Below are 20,957 nucleotides of genomic sequence, written 5' to 3' on the forward strand. Positions count from 1 at the left end.
GAGCACGGCAATGACTCATAATGTCATTTTCGGGCCCGACCCGAAAATCTATTTAATTACAATACGTCGACGTTTTGAGGGTTTGTACTACCCCCTCAATACAAGAGATTGCCGTGTCGAGCACGGCAATGACAGGCTGTCGAGCACGGCAATGACAGGTTGTCGAGCACGGCAATGACTCATACTTATTGGACAGCCCCATGTTATTTGGAACTTAAATAAAAGCGGATTGTTTTTGCAAGCAGGGAGCGTTTTTTTGCGGAATCAAATGCAGCGTATCCTAAGTGTGGCAGTACGCCTTTATCTGAACTTGCTGCCCAGTATCTGACATCATCTGCCTCTGCATCAAAGGCCCCGCATTTTTTATTTACAGGAGCCAGATGTGTCCGGTCAGAAAGTTCTTCCTGACTGGCAGAAGAAATAAGTGCCGAAAGAAGTTCAATTCCTCCGAATCTGTCATTCATGGCAAAAGCACATATCTGGGAACCGGTTATTGCTTTTTTTGCAGTTCCTTTTTGAGCAGGGAAGTCTGTGGTTTTGTAATACTTTATGTAAAGATGTTCGACTTTTCTGTGAAGTGAGAGGGACATATGGTAAATACCGGTTTTGCGTTCCTTAAAGTAGTATTCCAGGATGTCTTTTGTGGTAACGTCATACCAGTTTTTCATGATCAGTCCTTCATTCTGCATGTTTTTTATTTCATCAAGTACAGTTTTAAGAGAGTCAGGAATCTGTTTGCCGTCTGTTTCAGAAAGATCATCTGCTATTTTGAGGTAGCTGTCACTGCCGGATAAAGTAAGTGCTGTATTGCTTATGAAGCCCAATAATTCATCATCGTCCCGGCCTGCGCATATTAAAGGATTTTCCACAAGGCTGCTGCTGCGTTCTGCTTTAAGGTAGTCTTTCAGCTGAGCGTAATTTTCCGGAAGCTGAAGGTTCAGACTGTTCTGTACTGTTTTATAGAAGGAAGTTTCATAATGATCCAGGAGGAATGGAAGCCGGGTTCTGTCTGCCGAAAGTGAATTGGGAACTGCAGTAAAGAGGTTTTCCGGAAGTTCCAGAGCATGTTCGGACAGAAGTTCTGCGGATTTTCCGTTTTTCATTATTACAAGTTCATAATTCTTTAACTGCCAGACAGAAATATTTGCAGTGTCGTCGATATGCTGAAACTTGAAGTTCCTGCCGGTCTGTTCACAAAGTTTCTGAAAGTGAACCGTGAGCATGTTTTCAAGATTCTGATCCAGCCCGTAGAACGCAATGGTTGCCGTAGAACTGGAAGATGTTTTTCTTGTGCATGCGCGTAATACTCCTGCCGTAAATACTGAAAGTATGATTACTGCAGTGGTTGCAATAAGTATGGCCGGGTTTTTAAAAATTTTAGATGCTCTCATAACTGGATTTTACATCTAATATGAAAGTTTTTCGAGTGTTATTTCTTTTCAAGTTTTACAGATAAATAGAAAAATCAAGAAATTTTACTACGTTTTACAAAAATTTGACAAATTTCAAAAAATTTCAATGGAGATTTTGGAGAAAAATAATATACTCACAATAAGGCACTCTGTTTTAAAATACTTTAAGTATTTTAAATGTTTGGGTTATGTTTGCATTAAATTCTACCGAAGTTAAATAAGGTGGTCTGGCTTTTTTTTCAGACCATGTTTTCCTGATGTCCCTTTTTTTATGGAGAGTTGTATGAACCTTAAAAAACTGTATTACATAGTTTGTTCTCTGTTTATTTTAACGTTTATTGCCTGCGAAATCGGTCTCGGCCCTTCTGTTGATACCAGGGCACCTACTGTTTCCATTGACAGTCCTTCAACTGGTGAACTCCTTAAGGATGAGATTTCTGTTAGTGGAAGCTGGACAGACGATAAAAGTGTAACAAAGGTTCTTCTTACATTAAAAAATATTGGAACGGAGGAGGTTGTATTCTCTGACAGAGAGGCTGTTCTTGGTGAAGGGACGGAATGGTCTGCTACAATTTCTTCTTTACCGGACGGCAGCTATGAACTTTCGGCAATAGCTTATGACGGCTCAGGACATACATCAAGTAAACCTACCTGTACTTTTGACGTGGATATGACACCCCCGCTGTTTGTAATGGAAAAACCCGGCATTGTTCTGGAATCTGACGGTTCAATTGACGAAAATGCGGATACGGATCTTTATCTTTACGGACATAAAATACAGCTTACAGGCGTTATAAGTGACAGCCATAATATAGAAAAATTAGAAGTTGAAGTTTACGATTCAGACGGAAATAAAATTGAACTTGCACAGGATACTTTTTCCGGATTTGACGCAAACTCTGCTGCAATAACCATAGCCTGCTATTATCCTGACAGTACTTCACTGGATGAACCCCAGCAGAAACTTTACGACAATTACATTGCCATTTATGGAGAAAAAAACAGTACCGGATGGAATACCAATAAAACTTTTTCAGCCGTTGCAAGAGTTTATGATGAATTAGGCAATTATACTGAAAAGGTTTTCCTGGAAGAAAACATGTCTTCTCTTCTGAAAACTGCAGGTATTTCCAGTATTCCTGATGCAAAAGAATGCATGCAGATTTTAAATGGGTCTTATTCCGGCAATCTGAGTGAATCTGAAACTGCCATCATAAAATCCGTACTCGACGGTTCTTACGTTCAGACAGGAACACCATTAGCCTATGTTGCAGACAGTGAGAATAAATTTGCCTTTGTAATAAATTCAGATGCTGATCCTACGTATCAGATAATTAACTATTCATATACAGGTTCTGATGATATTGTAGCTGCTTCTGTAAATGGATCCCTCAGTGTTAACATAACTTACGGTATAGACCTTGCGGAAATTTATCCTTCAAGCCTCGGTGCAAAATTTATCCGTCTTGATGAAAGCTTTAATGAAACAGATGATGTTTTTGTAACGGACGGAACTTTTATAACAGACCGTGACGGCAACAGTGTTAATGATGATGATACGACGATAGATACTTATACATATACTCTGTATCTTGATACTTCCTTCGGTTTAAAAGCCGGCAATTATTATAAAGTAGAAATCTTTGGAACAGATACTAACGATAATTCATTGATTGCCTATAACGGAAACAACTACGGCTTTGCAATTAATGATTCTACTAACACGACACTTTCTTCTCTTTATTATGCTACTTCCGGAAATACAGCCCTTATTAAAACTGGTTCTAATGTTTATGTAAACGGCTCGACTGAACTTGTGGTTTACGGAAATTACTTCAATTCCACAAGTGGTGTTCAGGAACTCAGCTTTAAGCTTGGAGACAGTAATTACACTGGTGGAAGCGTACAGTATTCCGCAGTAGAAATAACTTCGGCAGAAGATGCGCAGGGAATTTCTGACTGGATGGATTATGATGATTATAAAAATTCAGATAAGCTTGAAACAATCCGTTCATGGAAGCTTACCTGTACTCCGGCTTCTGAAGGCAAACTTGTTGCTTACGGATTGAATAATAAAAACATTGATACGTCTCCTCTTGTTTCGGTTTCTGCAAGACTTTTCGAAATTGTTTATGACAGTACTTCACCTTCTCTTGCCCTGAGTTCTTTAACTCCTTCGTACTATAAGTCTTCTGAGTCGGCATATTATGTAAATAATAAGGCAGGCAATGTATTTACGTTTAAGGGAAATGCTTCTGATGATAAGGTGGTTTCTTCCGTAACCCTTGAGATTCTTGATAAAAATGGAGCTGAGACAAGTGTAACTGTTCCTGAAAATTCCGGAAGCGGTGTTTATAACTGGGAATTTGCAGATATCAGCCTTAAGTCTCTTTCTGAAGGGGCACAGGCAAAGTTTACTGTAACTGACGGTGCCGGAAACTCATATGAAAAACTGGTAAGTATTGTGTTTGATGTAACCGGTCCTCAGGCATGGCACTGGGTTGATAAAAATAATAAAGATGTTGTATTCAGGATCGGAGATTTGGACAATGAAGTTTCTGAACTGACGGAAGCCGGTCTTACTTACGATTCTTCTAAAGATGCAAAAGTCGGCGGAAAGTATGCTGCCGGTACATATGGAAATGATACTTCTATAAAAGTCCGCGGTATGTTTACAGATGATGGTTCTGGCGTTTCTACTATTTACTATAAGATATTTACAGAACAGCCGGCTGATTCAGATATTTCTGACTTTATAGATAACTATAAAACTACGGCAAACGGAAACTTCTCTCCTCTTTCTTCAGCAGTAACGAAACGTGTTTCTTATACAGATTCAGATGGAAGTAAAAAGTTTAAGGAAGTAAAGAGTACTTTTGAAACGACTATATCTGGATTTACCGGTGTTGATAACTACATGCTGCTTCTGGCCCAGGATTACACCGGTAACGTAGCCTTGGATTCTCTCAGCGTATACTATGACGGAGAAGCCGGTGAAGAAGGAAATACCTGGAACGGCGGAAACAGCTATAATCTTCATGTAGATACAGATGCTCCTGAAATTTCTGCAGCCTCTTCTGTTCTGTATTCAAATGCAACGGAAGAACTTGTATTTGACGGAACGGCTTCTGACGGTGAAGGGGCTGGAATAAAAACTGTAACAATTGAAGTAAATGGAAAAACAATCAGTTTATCAAATACAACTTATGGAACTGTTGAACTTACAACTTCAGGAACGGATGACAGCGGAGTTTCTTACAGCGATAAATATGTAAAATGGACCGTTACTATAGAACCAGATGTATTTGAAGATGCTTCTGACGGAAACGTTACGGTTTATGCTTCTGCAGTTGATAATGCAGGTTCCGGTAATTCTACAAGAGTAAGTATTGCTACGATTGCTGTTGATAAGACGGCTCCAGTATTTACAGTTACTGCACCTTCTGATGCAGACTCTTCTTCTGACGGAGTGCAGGTTAACGGAACTATTTCTCTTAAAGGAACTGCCTCTGATAGAAGCGGACTTGCTGCTGACTCAAAAATTTCTATGTATTACACGACAAAAGCTTCGGTAGGAAATGTTGCATCTGTAACTTCTTCTACCTTTGCTCAGAAAAATTCTGCCGCAGAAGGATGGTGTCTGTATAAGGAAATTGAAGCCGGCAATAACTGGACAGTTTCTGATATTGTTACTTCTGAACTTTCCTCAGAAGAAGGAATCGTTTATATAATTTTTGCAGGAACAGACAAGGCAGGCAATGAGGGTTATTCAGATCCTCTTGCAGTAGATGTTGATCAGGATACAGACCGTCCTGTAATTACTCTTTCCAATATTAATGACATAAGTTCCATGGATGCAGATAATCCGGTCTGGCTGAAAAATACAAATTCCCTTCAGCTGAACGTCAGTGATGATGACGGAACGGTTTCTTCAATGGAGTACAGCCTTAACAGCGGAACATCATGGACTACTGTTACTCTTTCTAACGGAGCCGGAAGCTTTACTCTTGCAGACGGAAGCCACAGCATACTTTTCAGAGTAAAAGATTCTGCGGGAACTACATTCACAACTTCTTCTGCGGAACTTCTTACACAACCAAAGCTTTCTGACGGAACAAATATTATTTCTTCAGAACTTTATATTTCCATTGATAAGACTGTTCCTGTAACGGAAGACATCGTATACACATATTATGATGAAACTCTGGATGCTTCATCTGACAGTCTTAAAACTCTTCCTGTTTTAGGCGGCAGCCGTACGAAGTTTACGGTTTCATTTAATGCAGGAGATGAAAACGGCATTGCAGGCGTCAGTGCAGTTATTTCAGGAGAGACTGATTCTCATGAAGGTGTAATTGCTGTGCTGAATGATGGAGAACTTAAGTCCGGAAAAATTTATTATACCTGTACGGTTTCTGATATAGATGTTTCTTCACTTGAGACGGGAACACATTCCCTTAAAATTATTGTAACGGATAAAGCCGGTCTGGAAACTGAAGAATCCCTTCGTATTGTTATTGATAACGATGATCCGGAAATTGAACTTACCGGACCGTCTGCTTCAACAACATCAAGCGGAAAAGTCCTTACTTTCGGTACGGCCTCAGGTGCCAGCGAAATGTACTATGCACTTTCTCCTTCTTATTCAGTTGCACCGGACGGAACAACTTCAGTAACAACATGGACAGGTCTTGATTCAAATGGAAATAGTGTAAGCGGCACCTGTAATGCTGTGCCTGAATATGTTCAGATAAACGATTCCGGAACTTCATGGAGCGTTTATTTTGACGGTGATACGGATTCTGCAACCACAGGAACTCATACCGCCCTCATGACGGATTATCTTATAAATTATGGAATTACTACTGAAGAAGATTTTGAAAACTTTGAAGATATTGTAAATCTTTATCTTTGGGTAAAGGCTTATGATGAAGTAGGTAATGTTGCAGAAAGTTATTTCCCTATCGTTCTTGATCCTCAGGGAGACAGACCTTCAATTTCTGTAAGCTATCCTTCTTCTTCCGGAACTACTTTAGGTGGAACTGTAAAGATTTACGGAACAGTAAGTGATACTTTGGGAACAAATATTGGTGTAGACAGTGTATGGATTCAGATGATTTCTGAAGGCCACGGTACTGATACAAGCGCCGGTTATGGTACTGCAGTTTATGATGAAGACGATTATTCCGTTTCTTCATTCAGCATGACTACAAAAGATTTGGATTATCTTGCAGCAAACGGATACAGTGTTTACAACATGCGGACTTATGATCCGGATGGAACCAATACAAAATGGGTTAAAGGTTCAAGTTCTGTTGCTTCAGGATACTCAGTATCTGATTATGCAGCTCTGGCATCTTTAAGCGGCACTTACTGGAATATTGATGTTAATACAAACAGTGAGTTTGACCCTGATTCAAATTCTGCCGTAAACGCAGTTACCTTCGTATTTGTTGCCCGTGACGGTGACGGTAAGTTCAGTCTTTATAAAGATCTTGTTGCTCGTTTTGACGCAGACAATCCTTATGTTTCTGATCTTACTCTCGTGCAGAAAGATGGTGATACCGTTACAGCTTCAAGAGAATACACGTCTGATATGTATGTAAAGGGAAGCTGGACACTTTGCGGTATTGTTCATGATAAAGACAGCATCAGTGAACTTTCTGTAGGTTCATCAACGCTTATTTCAGGCGGAACTCTTAAGACTGTTTCTGGAAGTTCTGTTACCTGGAATAATGTTTCTCATACCGAAGCATATTTTGAATATGATCTTGCAACTTCTTCGGGTGTAGGTTCACTTTCATTTACAATTTCTGCAACGGATAATGCAGATAGTACACCTAATACAGGCAGTACGTCTGTAAGTATTAATTATGATAATGATGCTCCTGTGATTCCTTTGTCTCTTTCTGACGATTCAGGATTTAATATCAGCAGTGACGTAAAGCAGAGCAACAGCTGGTACACATTCGGTTCTGTTGCATCTGAAGATGATGTGGGTGGGGTAAGTCAGTCTGGATATGCATATACAGCTTTCTACTTCAAGAGAAACTATACAAAGAATTCTTCTGAAGTTTTAAAACTTTATGATATTCTTAAAGCCCGTGCAGATGCAGAAATTGATATTTCTTCAGAGACGGTAAAGGTTTTGGGTGAAGAAACTTCTACGGCGGATAACACTCTGGTTACGGAAAATAATCTTTACTGGTTCAGGAAGTCAATTAATGCTGTATCCGGAAGTCCTAATGTTACGATGAATGATACGGATTACGTTCATGTAAATTCTCTCGTAAGCATTGGCGGAATTTATTATCTTGTAAATTCTGTCAGCGGAAATACAATAACCCTTTCTGATAATCTTACAGGTTCTTATGATACTGCCTATGTTGCACTGGCCGGTGTTGTAGATAATACAACGCCTGAGGGTGAATCGGACAGTGATTCAATTCAGAGTGACGGATATTATTTAAGCCCGAGCCGTGATGACGGTGACCGCATGATCGAAAGCGTAGAAAAGAGCGGTACTAAATGGACCTGGGAAGCAAATGTATGTTCAAGAAATATACCTGACGGTCCTGTTGAAATTGTATATGTCGTATTTGATAACGCCGGAAACTGTACTGCAGCGAGCGTAAGCGGAACTGTATGCAATAATGCACCGCGTATGGCCGGCTTTGTGATTTCTTCAGATTACGATGATGATGAGGTTGCAGAAACAGAAGTTACTTCTTATGCATCATCTGTTTATTCATCCGGTTCTATAAGTTCAACTTCAGGCGGAGTTAATTATTTTGATCCTGATAAGGTTGCTTCCAAGAATCAGCTTGGAACTTCAATAAGTGCCGGTAATGCTTCTTCTCCTGTAATGACAGTAAGAAGCCTTACTCAGATTACACCGGAAATTGTAGGCGGAAATGATGCCATTTATTATTCATGTTCTGTTACAAACGGAACAAAGACAATTGCCGGACAGAACAGCACGCCGATTATTGCAGAAGGAACAATCGATTACAGTGTTAATGCTTCTTCAACCATTAATATTCAGACTGGAGACCTTCTGTATCTTGGTGATACAGTTTCAAATGGAACTGTAACCGGTATACCGTTTAACTTTGTATTCTGGGATTCAACAGAGGGAAGCACTCCGTTTACAGACAGTCAGAGTGCACGGCTGACTGTATATCTGGGTATCTCCGCACAGACATCTTCTACTCCGGAAGCTGTGGTTAATCCGTTCTACTGGAACAGCATAAATGATAACTCTATATATGATTCTGCTTCTGCAACGGATTATTCTGAACTGAAAGGTCATATAGAACTTGAAGCAGACTGGAAGAATGCTTCTGGTTATGACAGTAAGACCAGTGGAACTGTTTATGATGCAGATCCTAAAGTTTCAGGTTCAATTGTTTTTGAGGGAACTTCTTATGATGCAAACCTTATAAATGAAATATATGTAAGAATTTCCGGAATGACCTTAGGCAGTTCTACAAAAACTTTCAGTTCTTCTACATATTATAAAGTTGCTGAATACGTAAAGGACAGCACGGAAAAAACAAAACTTGTGGGAACTGATGCGTGGTCTTCTTCAGGCTATAAGTTTGAAATTGTTAAAGAAAGTATAAATGCAGACGGACATACTGCTGACTGGAAGTTAAGCTGGAATACAGAAAAACTCGGTCCTGCAAAAGATGTAGAATTCAGTATCGTGGCAGTAAACAGAGGCATGCCTTCTGCTGCTCAAAGTGCTTCTGCAACTTCATATCTTTCTGTAGACGGAAGTACATACTATAAGGCAACGGAATATTCAAACTCTGTAAGCAGTGCGGTTTCTTCAACCGTAACTGCATCTGGTGCTGAGACTTCGTTCTACCGTATGGATGTTGTTCCGTACATTACAAAGATTACGACAGCACTTTCTAAAGTAGATAGTGATAATGCCAGTGTATATAACAGAACTGCTTTAGGCCGTTATCCTGTATATATGACTTTTGCAGGCGGAACAACAGCGGCTGCAACTGCAACAAATTATAATAATGCAACTTATGAAACTGTAACTGTTGCCGGCTTTAACTTGAGCGGAGGAAGCATTGTCTTCAGCGGCTCTTCAAATAATGAAGCAGTTCTTAGTGCATCCGGTTCTTCTGATTCAGACAGCGGGGCTGCTCTGTACACCTTTACAGTTCCTTCAGGAGCAGAATCCGGAGCAACTTATGTTTCCGTAACAGAGAGCGGAACGGAATATAAGAGCATTAATAATATGAACAATAATGATTCCCGCGGAAAATATGGTTATGAAGCTGATGAAGACGGTACCTTAACAGATACAATAGGTGAAGTAGATGCTTATGGTAATTATGATGTTTACAATAACTATTATAACCGTATTCCTAATGGAACAAATAACAATATCCTTACGGATAATGTTGAATTTGATATATGGAATATAAACTCTGCAGCTGCCAGACCTGCTAATAACTCTGCCCTTGATATCATGATGAAGGTTAATCCTTCCAGCGGAATGGTTGACTTTGCTTTCTGCAGTGGAGACTTGTACTGGGCAATGGCAAACGGAACAAAAACTTCATATTCAACATGGTACAGTGCAGCGGACTTTATCCAGTGTACAGGATTTACTGTTGATCCAGACGGTGTAACTTATGGTTCTGGTGCCGGCGGACAGAGTTCCGATACCCTGGGAGACTGTCTTAAGTTTACAGTCAGCAAGTGGAATACAAATGCAACTGTTTCTGATACATCCAATACAAATTACGGTTTGAGAATTGGATTCACAGCAGTTGATAGTTATAGCAATATGGCAAAAGACAGGTTTAAGAGCCAGAGTATAGCTTCTAACGGAACTTCTGCTTACATTGCATATTTTGACCTTCTTACTGGAGAAATAAGGTTCCAGGGTGGTGGAACGTCTATACCTGCTGCAAAAGGTGCAATTGGAACATTAAAAGATAATTTTACTAATGGTACATCAAGTTTAAAAACTGCTGCTGCCGAACAGGGACTTGTACAGGTTGTAGCAGATGGTTCAGGAAACAGCTTAGGTTATTCCGGTGAATACGTTTCAATAGGAATTACTTCTGACAATGTTGTTGTAATGACCTGGTACGATTCAATAAACGGTAATCTTATGTTTGCTTATAACGATACTTTGCCGGCTGGTATAAAAACAGGTGTAAACTCAACAGGATGGACAGCTTTCTCTGCTCCTCTTATCACAGGAGGCGGTAAGTATTGTCAGCTTGCAGTTGCTTCAGATGACTCAATACATATTGCAGCTTATGACAGTTCAAATGGTGATCTGAAATATGTTTATCTTCCGTCTTATGAAGAAGAAGACTCAAAGAAGGTTTGTGTTGTTGATTCATATCAGAGTATTGGTAGGGAACTTACTATAGATGTTGCTTCTGATGGCACTTATCAGATTCCGTATATCGGTTATTACGGTACAACACCTAAAAAACCTCACTACGCTTATCTTTATGAGCCTGCAACCTTCTATGGTTCCAGTGATGAAAAAGAATTCAGCGGTGTAGTGGAAGATTTGTATAACGGAGTATGGGAATGTACGATTGTTCCTACCATAAGTACGGTAACTCAGGATTCTTCTAACCGGCGCATAAATATCGGTGTATGGAAAGACGGGGACGGCCTTCTCACAGATTCTGAAGTAAGCGGTGCAAATAAATATACAGCATCTTATGCAGGAACTGGTGCAGGTATCTGTTACGGTAACGGTTCTTCAAACGGGGTTCTTGGATATGGTGTTAAGTATTCATCATCTGAAGATTATGTAGAAACAGCCCAGAAGAGATAAGGAGAAATAAAATGAAAAGTTCTATTTTTAATATTATAAAGAAAACATTTTTTACGTCTCTTGTTATCCTCGTTTCTTTTTCCTGCGATGTAGGTCTTGGAACTTCTGTTGATACGGAAACTCCTGTGATTTCAATAGTGACACCGCAGGTTCAGTCTGTTAACAGAGAAAATATTGAAGTTACCGGAACCTGGAAAGATGATAAAAGTGTAACTTCAATAAAAATATCTGTTGAAGATGTAGAAACAAAAGCAACGGTAATAGATTCGGTTTCTGCAAATGTAAATAAAGATGGTACCTGGGATTATGTTTTGTATACAAAAGATTCAGATACTGATATGGAGAATGTCCTTGCTGACGGTAAGTATAAGATTACTGTAAACGGATATGATGCAGCAGGACACGATTCCGGAAAAATTACACGTTCCTTTGAAGTTGACTGTACGCCGCCGCTGTTCCTTATTTCAAAACCTAATTCCGTAGATGCTGCTAAACCAACTTCTTTTGGTAGGGAAGTTATCATAGCAGGTGTTTTAAGTGATGATAATTCCGTAAGTCAGATGGATGTTGAATTCTATGATGCAGCCAGCGGAGAAAAAATTAATCTGCCTAAAAGTTCATTTACTGATTTTAAGGCAACTAATACTTCCATAACGGTTGCAAAGTATTATAACTCAACGGAAGCGGCTGCCCTGGAAGAAGAAAGTGAAGACTGGTATGCCTATAAAAACTATCTTGCTCTTTATGGAGATTCTTCTTCATCAGTATGGAATACGACAAAGAAGTTTAAGGTTTATCCTTCTTTTACGGATAAAGCCGGCAATAAAAGTTCTGTCGTATATCTCAAGCAGAATCTTAATAAGCTTATAAAAGCAGAAGTTTCTCTTGAGCCGGAACCTGCAGATCTTAAGAATATTCTTAATGGTTCTTATTCAGGAAGTTACACTTCAGAGCAGATAGAAACGATAAGTGAAATCCTTAACGGAACTTATGAAACAGGAACTTCTTATATGGTTAATTCAGACAGCATGCTTTCTGTTTCTATTAATTCAAATATTAATCCGACATACGTTGTTACTGATTGTGAGTATACGGAAGGTAAGAGTACTTCATTTAAATCTCTTTCTCTGGAACGCTCCCTTGAGGTACAAGTATCCAGCGGACTCAGCGGTTCTAAGATTATTCCGTCTGAACTTAAAATGACAATTTGTCGTCTTAATACAGATCTTACGGTCGACGAAAACGGAACAATCGAGGTTCCTTTAAGCTGCATCCTGGATTCAAAAGGTGAATCAATAGAAAATAAGACTGAAGGAGTAAGTACTGCAACTTATACAGTTTCTTTTGCCAGTCTTAATTCCATACTGGATGATTCTCTGGATATAAAAGTCGGAAAGCGTTACCGCATAGAAATTGAAGGTGTTGATGAAGACGAAAATACTCTGGAAGCTTATGCAGATAATTATGGTTTTGCTGTAACAGATTCTACTACGCCGTCAGTTGATTCAAAATATTACACCATTGCAGACGGAGACTTAAAATCTGCAGGCGGTAATATCTATGTTAATGGAACGGCAGAAGTTGTTGTTTATGGAAATTACAGTAATACGACAGCAGGTCTTTCTGAACTCTTATATACTCTGGACGGTAAAGATTATTCTGTAGAAGAAGTCTGGTATTCTGCAGACAAAGAGATTTCTTCAGAATCAGATATTGATTCAATTGAATGGAAGCCGTTCTCCGATTTTACAGACAGAACTACAACTATTAAATCTTTCAAGATTAAATTTACTCCAGAAAGTGACGGAGATTTTGTAATCGTAGGATGTAATGAAGTTTATTCTGTTTCTGATGAAGACGGAATAGCTCAGAATCTTGCATTCACTATTACTCTTGATAAGCAGGGACCGGAACTTACAAGTCATTCTCTTTCTGATTCATACGAAAAAGAAGAATCAGAGGAAACTGTATATTATGTAAATAATATTTCCGGAACCTTTACATTTACAGGTTATGCAGATGATAACGTCGACATGGATACTATAACTCTCAGTGTAACTGACGGTCTGGTAACCTCTGCATATAATAATAAAAATGAAACTGCAAGAAACTGGCTGTTTGAGGATATTGATCTTTCGGCAATGAATGATTCTGCAGTATTTACCCTTACACTTAGAGATGTTGCCGGAAATGAAACTTCAGAAAGCGTTACAGTTGTTTTTGATACACAGGCTCCTTCCGGCATTCATTATGCTGACTCTGAAAATAATGATATTGTTTTCCGTACCGGTAGCGGTGATAACGATGCAGCAGTTCTTGCAGCAGCAAAAGCTGAAGATGGATCGGCTTTGAGTAAAAAACTTACCTGGTCTTCTTCTTTAGATGCTGATGTTGGAACAAAGTATTGTTCAGGTGTTTACGGTAATGATGAGAACGTAGTTATCCGTGGAAGCTTTGAAGATTCAGGAAGTGGTGTAGATATTATTTACTATAAGCTTTTTGATTCAGAACCATCTGCTGCTGATATTACAAACTTTGAGACAGACTATGAAAATCTGTGTTCCGGATATTTCCATCCTCTGACGGAATCTCAGGTAAGAAGAGTTTTCTATACAAAAGAAAGTGCATCCGGTGAAGTATATACAACTTATAGGGAAGTTGAATCAACATTCGTTACTACTCTGACAACTTCCTTTACTGAAGGACAGAATTATCTTGTTCTTGTTGCAGTAGATAATGTTGGAAATGCTGCTGCAGATACGATGAAGATAAATTACAACGGAGAGACCGGCGGCAATAAGTGGAACGGCGGAGATGAAGATGATGTTGCTGACGAAAATGACGGCAATTTATTCTTTACAATGAATCTTGATACAACAGTACCTGAAGTTACGGCTGCTTCCCGCTTTAACGAAACGGTTTATACAAACAAACAGTCTTCTCTTACTGTGTATGGTCTTGCAGTAGATTCTGCTTCTGGAGTTAAGAACGTTGCTTTAAGCGTAAATGGAAATGTTATCAGCAGTGATGATGATTCTTCTACTTATGGAAGCATTGTTCTTCAGCAGACTGGTTCTGTTGAAATGGACGGAGAGCAGGTTATTTGTTCATTGCAGAAAACATACTGGACTGCAGAAATCAATTCTTCTGTATTCAGTTCAATGAGTGCAGATGCAACGATTAATATTTCAGCAACCGTTTACGACAGATCTGATGAAGGAAACTCTCAGACTGTAAACATAGCTGCGGTTGCTGTTGATACAACTCCTCCTTCTGTAGCGATAAACGTTCCTTCTGATGCGGATACGACACAGACAGGAATTCAGGTAAACGGCGGTCTTGTTCTTTCAGGAACTGCAGCTGATGATAACGGATTTGATGACGACGGAATGCTGACCCTGTACTATACGACAACTGCATCTCTGGGTAAAAAGTCTTCAATAACCTCTGTAGAAGGCTGGACTGAATCTGTTTCCTGCACCGGTGGAACTTCATGGACTCTTCCTGAACTTGATACCACTGTAATTACAGATAATTCTACACTCTATGTAACTGCAGCCATTACAGATAAGGCAGGCAATATCGGTTATGCAGCCCCTGTGGCACTTGTTGTTTCTCAGGATTCTGACCGCCCGATAATAAACTTTACAAATATTTCTCTTAAATCAGACAGTTCTGTATGGCTTAAGAATACAAATACTCTTTATTTTGTAGCAACAGACGATGATGGAATAACTTCCTTCTATTATAAGGATTCTGGTGCAGTAAGCTGGACTCCTGTCGTTCTTTCTAACGGTGCAGGATCATTCAGTCTGGCTGACGGAAATCACAGTATCTGTTTTAAGATTATAGATAAAGACGGAACTTCATTTATTACAGATGAGGCCGGGTATAAATCTGTAAAACTTACTGGAGAATCTTCAGATTCTGATTCCGAAGTGCTGGATTCTGCCCTTGAAATTGCAGTAGATAAAACAAGTCCTGTAACTCAGGATCTGTTCTATTCATATTTTGATAATGATGACAGACAGGCAACCCAGGATTATATTGACTGGATTTCAACTTTGCCGGCTCTTGGAGGAGCAAGAACAAAACTCAAGATTAAGCTTTCTGCAGGAGACGAAAACGATATAGAAAGCGTTACGGCAAATCTTGAAAAAACAAGTTCTAATGTAATCTCATATTCCGGTGAATGTACTGAAAGTGCGGAATACTCTGACGTTACCTTTAAGTATTACAGTACCTGGGAAATAAAAGACATTGATGTTTCTGCAGCAGCTCTTGAGAGCGGTACTTATAACCTTAAGCTGGTTGTTACGGATAAGGCCGGACTGTCAAAAACAGATACTGTTCAGATTTCTGTTGATAACACCGGTCCTGAAGTTTCTATTACAAGCCCGACTTCTTCAAAAACTTCCAGCGGAAGTATTATTGCCTATGGTTCAGTAAGTGGTGCACAGGTAATGCATTATGCCCTTTCTTCAACTGATGAAGTAGAACCTGACGGAGTTACAAAAGTTACTTCATGGAGCGGACCTGATGATAGCGGAACTTGTGATGCTTCAAGTGCCACAGCTCCATCTTATTCAGAAATCGCCAGCATCGGTATGTCATGGAGCGTTTACTTTGACGGAGAAATTGATTCTACAACAGGTACACATGCTCCTCTTATGACAGATTATCTTGAGGCTCTTGGAATTACGGACGATGTAGATTCATTTGATTCTCCAGTATACATGTATCTCTGGCTTAAAGCTTATGATGAAGTAGGAAATTACAGCAGCAATGCATTTAAAGTACTTCTTGATCCTCAGGGAGACAGACCTTCTATAGAAATAACTTATCCTGAAAGTACTAATGCCATTCTTGGAGATAAAGTTAAAATTTCAGGAATTGTTTCTGATACAAACGGAACTGCTTCTGACAAGATTGGTGTAGAAAGTGTATGGATGCAGATTATTTCTACAGATCATGGTACAGATACTTCAACAGTTTACGGCTCATTTACTTATGATGAAGATACCGGCGTGCTCAATTCATTTGCAATAACAAAGAATGACCTGGATTATATGGCAGCAAACGGTTACAGCGTATATAACATGCGCACTTATGATTCTGAATCAAGTACTCCATGGGTAAAAGGTTCAAGTACGATAGCTTCCGGTTATACAGCAGCTGATTATGGTGCCCTTGCATCTTTAAGTGGAAGTGCATGGAACATTACTATTAATTCTAATGATGAACTTAATGCAAATACTTCTGATAAGAATGCAGTTGCTATAAGAATGATTGCAAAAGACGGTGACGGTAAATGCAGCGTTAATAACGAAGATAATACTTATCTTGTATATTTTGATTCTGATACGCCGGTAATTACAGGACTTAAGCTTATTCAGAAAAACGGAAGCAGTGTTGCAGCCGGAAGAGCATATTCAAGTGATATGTTTGTTAAGGGAGACTGGTATCTTACTGGTTCAGTTTCGGATTCAGATACAATTGCTTCTCTTAAAATAGGTTCGACTGTAACAGATTCAGTTGAATATATAAATAATTCTTCAGTAGTAACTCTTTCTGCAGATACAAAGACGGCAACCTTTGAATATCCTCTTAAATCTTCTGAGGAAGCAAATCTTGCCGGTTCATGGAACTTTACGGTCTTTGTAACGGATGGTGCCAGCCCTGTAAGTCATACAGGCAAGCGAACTGTAAGTATTAACTTTGATAATAAGAATCCTGAACTTCTTTCATCATCAAATGCTGCCTTCAATATTTCTGAAGAAATCTGTCAGAATAACAGCTGGTACACTTTCAGTTCAAAAGTAACAGAAGCTGCAGTGGGTTCTTCTTCTCAGTCAGGATTTGCATATACAGCCTTCTACTTCAAGAGAAACTATATAAAGAATTCTTCTCAGGTTTCTAAACTGTATGATGTCCTTAAAGCACGGGATGAAGCAGAAATTGATATATCAGGAACAAGTATTCCTGAACTTGGAGAAGAAACATCAGCTTCTGATAATGTAATAGTTACAGAAAATGATTTGTTCTGGTATAGAAAAAACATTACTGCAGAGTCAGGCAGTCAGACTGTAACTATGTCAGACACATCAAATGTTCGCGTAAACTCCCTCATCAGCATTGGAGGAACTTATTATCTTGTCAGTGCAGTAAGCGGAACGGACGTAACTTTATCAGATGTACTTCCTGCATTCAGTGATGATGAAGCAGACTCTTATACTGTGGCTTATGTTGCAATTGCAGCTGTTGTTGATAATACGGTTCCAGAATCAGACGGTTCAGAAATCCAGTCTGACGGTTATTATGAAAAACCGAGATATGATGACGGCGATCGCATGATAGAAAGTGTTGATAAATCAGGAACAACCTGGCAGTGGGAAGCAAATATCTGTTCAAAGAATATTTCGGACGGACCTGTAGAAATTGTTTACGTAGTATTTGATAAAGCCGGCAATCATGTTTCTGATACTGTAAGCGGAACTGTATGTAATTACAGACCTCGTCTTGCCGGATTTACCCTTGCGACGGATTATAACGGTGACTATGAAATGGATGAAGAATTAACGGATTATAATTCTGAATCTATTTCTGAAGCTTACGTAACAGGTACGGTAGAAAAGAATTCTGACACTGTAAAGGTTTATGATCCGGATGCAGTATCTGTAACCATGTCAAAGATTTATCCTCTCAGTACAACTATGACAAAGGGAAGTTCTGATTCTCCTGTCATGAAGGTTCGCGGCTATACAAAACTCATGCCGGAAATTGTTGGAGGAACCGGAGCTGTTTATTATTCATATTCAGTTACAAACGGTTCCAAAACTCTGTCGGGACAGAACAGCACACCGGTGATTGCTTCTGCTTCAACGGATTATACAATAAATGAAAGTGACGCAATTAATATTCAGACCGGAGACCTTATTGCCATAGGTAATTCTTCAGAAGGAATTCCTTTTGAATTTAAGTTCTGGGATTCTGCAGAAGGAACTACTTTGTTTACAAATGAAATGCTTTCTGCAAGCCTTACAGTTTATCTTGCAGTAAATGCATCTTCTTCAGAAGCTCCGGTTGTAGAGATTACGCCGTTCTACTGGAACAGCCTTACAGAAAACTCTGTTTATGATTCTAAGAATGCTTCTTCTTATTCAGCTCTCAAGGGACATATTGAACTTGAAGAGGACTGGAAAAATGCTGATGCCTATACAGGTACAACGGGTGAATATGACGGAGACCCTAAAGTTTCAGGTGCCGTTACGGTAGAAGGAACTGTGCATGATGACAATCTCATTAAGTCTGTTGCTGTTTCTATAAACGGAACTTCATATTCTGTTGCAGCTTTTGATTCATCAAGTGCAGCCCTTGTTTCTTCAAAACCTGCATCTGCTTATGCTTCCAATAAATACTGGTTTGAAATTGTAAGTCAGGAATTCTCGGCTTCAGGACATGATGTTTCATGGAAATTCCACTGGAATACAGAAAGTCTTGGTACAGCTGCTGATGTTCCTGTAACGGTTGTTGCTTCAAATTACGGTCAGCCGTCTGCTTCTACCGGCGGTACTCTTGTGGGAATTGATGGTGTTACAAAGTATGCGGCAGCTCTTTCTTACTCAAGTCCGCTTTCAAATACACCGGGAACAGTTCAGACTGATTCTGAAGGAATGACGGCATATTACCGCATGGATGTAGTTCCTTACATTACAAAACTTACTACAGCCCTTTCGTCTTATAACACTGTTTCAAGTATTTATGACAGAACTGCCCTCGGTCACTATCCGGTTTACATGAATTTTGCAGGCGGAACGACTGCTGCGGCAACTGCAACAAATTATAATAATGCAACTTATGAAACTGTAAAACTTGCAGGCTTTAACTTAAATGGAGGAACTGTAAACTTTACGGCAGCTTCTGCAACTACTGCAGCTCTTACAGCTTCCGGTTCTTATGATTCGGATAACGGTGCATCTGAATATAAGTTTACAGTTGCAGCTGGTGCAAAGTCAGGAAACATATATGTATCTTCTTCTGCCGGAATTGTTTCTCTTAACAATGAAAATAATAATGATTCCAGAGGTAAGTACGGATATGAATCTGCTGAAGACGGTACGCAGACGGATTCTGTAGGTACAGTTGACGTTCAGGGTAATTATTCAGTTTACAAGAATTACTATAACCGCATTCCTAATAACAAGAACAACAATAATCTTACGGATGATGTTTTCCTTGATATATGGGATATAAATAGTAAGGCTGCCATAGCTTATAACAAAGGTAAGGTTGATAATCTTGAAATGAAGATTAATCCTGATAACAGAATGCTTGGCTTTGCTTTCTCAAACGGAACCTTGCGTTTCAGTATGGCAAATACAAATACTTCATATCAGGACTGGAACATGAGCTGGGACTACATGAGTCATAATGCCCTGGCAATGGACAGTAACGGTTACAGTTATGGTGTATCAGTAGGTGGTGATATTAATAGCGACAGTGCGGCAGACCAGTTCTCCTTTATGAGCAGCCGGTGGGGTATTGTCGGTACTAACAGTCAGAGCTTAAATCAGGGAGAAACTAATCATTTGAGGCTTGATACAATTGGACAGAAGGGGACTAAGGCTAATACCGGAAGCAATGTTTTATATCGTAATAAATCCAGATTTAAGAATCAGAGCATTGCAACCCATGCTAATGCTACTAATTCTGACAATACGGATGTTTATATGGCATACTACGATCTGTTGAATGAGGAAATCCGCTTTAAGGCAGGTACCATTACAGGCGGAAGAGCTAATTATGGCAATTTTTATGATATAGGATCAGCAGCCGTTAACTATACAAACAATGCTGCAAGGTGTCAGATAATTGCCGACGGTGACACAACGAAAACTCTTGGTTCTGCCGGAGAGTATGTAAGCGTAGGCGTTACTTCAAACAATGTAGTTGTAATTGTCTGGTATGACGGTACAGACCTGCAGTTTGCATATAATGCAAATCCTTTGGATTATGTAAATCAGACGGCTGTAACTTATGCAAAAAATACAGGATGGACAGGTCTTACAACACCGGTATTTTCAAATGCCGGAGAACACTGTCAGATTGCAGTCGGCGGGGATAACAGCGTACACATTGCCGCTTACAGTTCATCAAGTGCGGATTTGATGTATGCTTATATTCCGTTTGATGAAGATACAGGATTACCGGATGTTGATAATATTGTGACTGTAGCTGTAGACTCATATCTTGATATAGGTGAATACCTTACGATAGATGTAGCTGAAGATGCTGACGGTTATCAGATTCCTTACATCGGTTACTGGGGAACATATCCTGAAAAACCAAGATATGCATATCTTGCAGATCCTGTAAGCTTCTATTCAGGAGAAGAAACTGCTGGTGCAACACAAAATCTCTACACTGGAGTATGGGAGTGTACAGTAGTTCCTACAGCCAGTACTGTAAAGGATTCCCGTAAAATGAGTGTAGGTGTATGGAAGGATTCAGACGGAGTTCTTGCATATTCAACCACCGGTACTAATAAAGGTAAGGTAACTGGAACCAACAGTTACAAATCTTCTTATGCAACAACAACAGCCGGTTACTGTTACGGTAACGGCTCAGACAACGGAGTCATGGCTTACGTTGTAGCTCCTTCAAGCTCACAGTACAACGTAGAAACGGCACAGAAACGCTGATGCATTCACAGA

The 20,957-nt window shown here is 39.5% G+C and carries 3 protein-coding genes; 2 read left to right on the plus strand and 1 reads right to left on the minus strand.

Annotated elements, in window-relative coordinates; genetic code table 11:
• Nucleotides 1–203: 203 nt before the first annotated feature.
• On the minus strand, nucleotides 204–1,391 hold the full coding sequence (locus HNP77_RS07380) for a hypothetical protein (protein ID WP_184652533.1): 1,188 nt from the start codon (nucleotides 1,389–1,391) through the stop codon (nucleotides 204–206).
• A gap of 304 nt (nucleotides 1,392–1,695) precedes the next feature.
• Here HNP77_RS07380 and HNP77_RS07385 point away from each other — a divergent pair, with 304 nt between their 5' ends.
• Nucleotides 1,696–11,244, plus strand: a complete 9,549-nt coding sequence (locus HNP77_RS07385; protein WP_184652534.1) for an Ig-like domain-containing protein — start codon at nucleotides 1,696–1,698, stop codon at nucleotides 11,242–11,244.
• A gap of 11 nt (nucleotides 11,245–11,255) precedes the next feature.
• Complete coding sequence (locus HNP77_RS07390; RefSeq protein ID WP_184652535.1) at nucleotides 11,256–20,945, plus strand: hypothetical protein; 9,690 nt, start codon at nucleotides 11,256–11,258, stop codon at nucleotides 20,943–20,945.
• Nucleotides 20,946–20,957 lie beyond the last annotated feature (12 nt).

The organism is Treponema rectale, from assembly GCF_014202035.1.
Taxonomy (GTDB): Bacteria; Spirochaetota; Spirochaetia; order Treponematales; family Treponemataceae; genus Treponema_D; species Treponema_D rectale.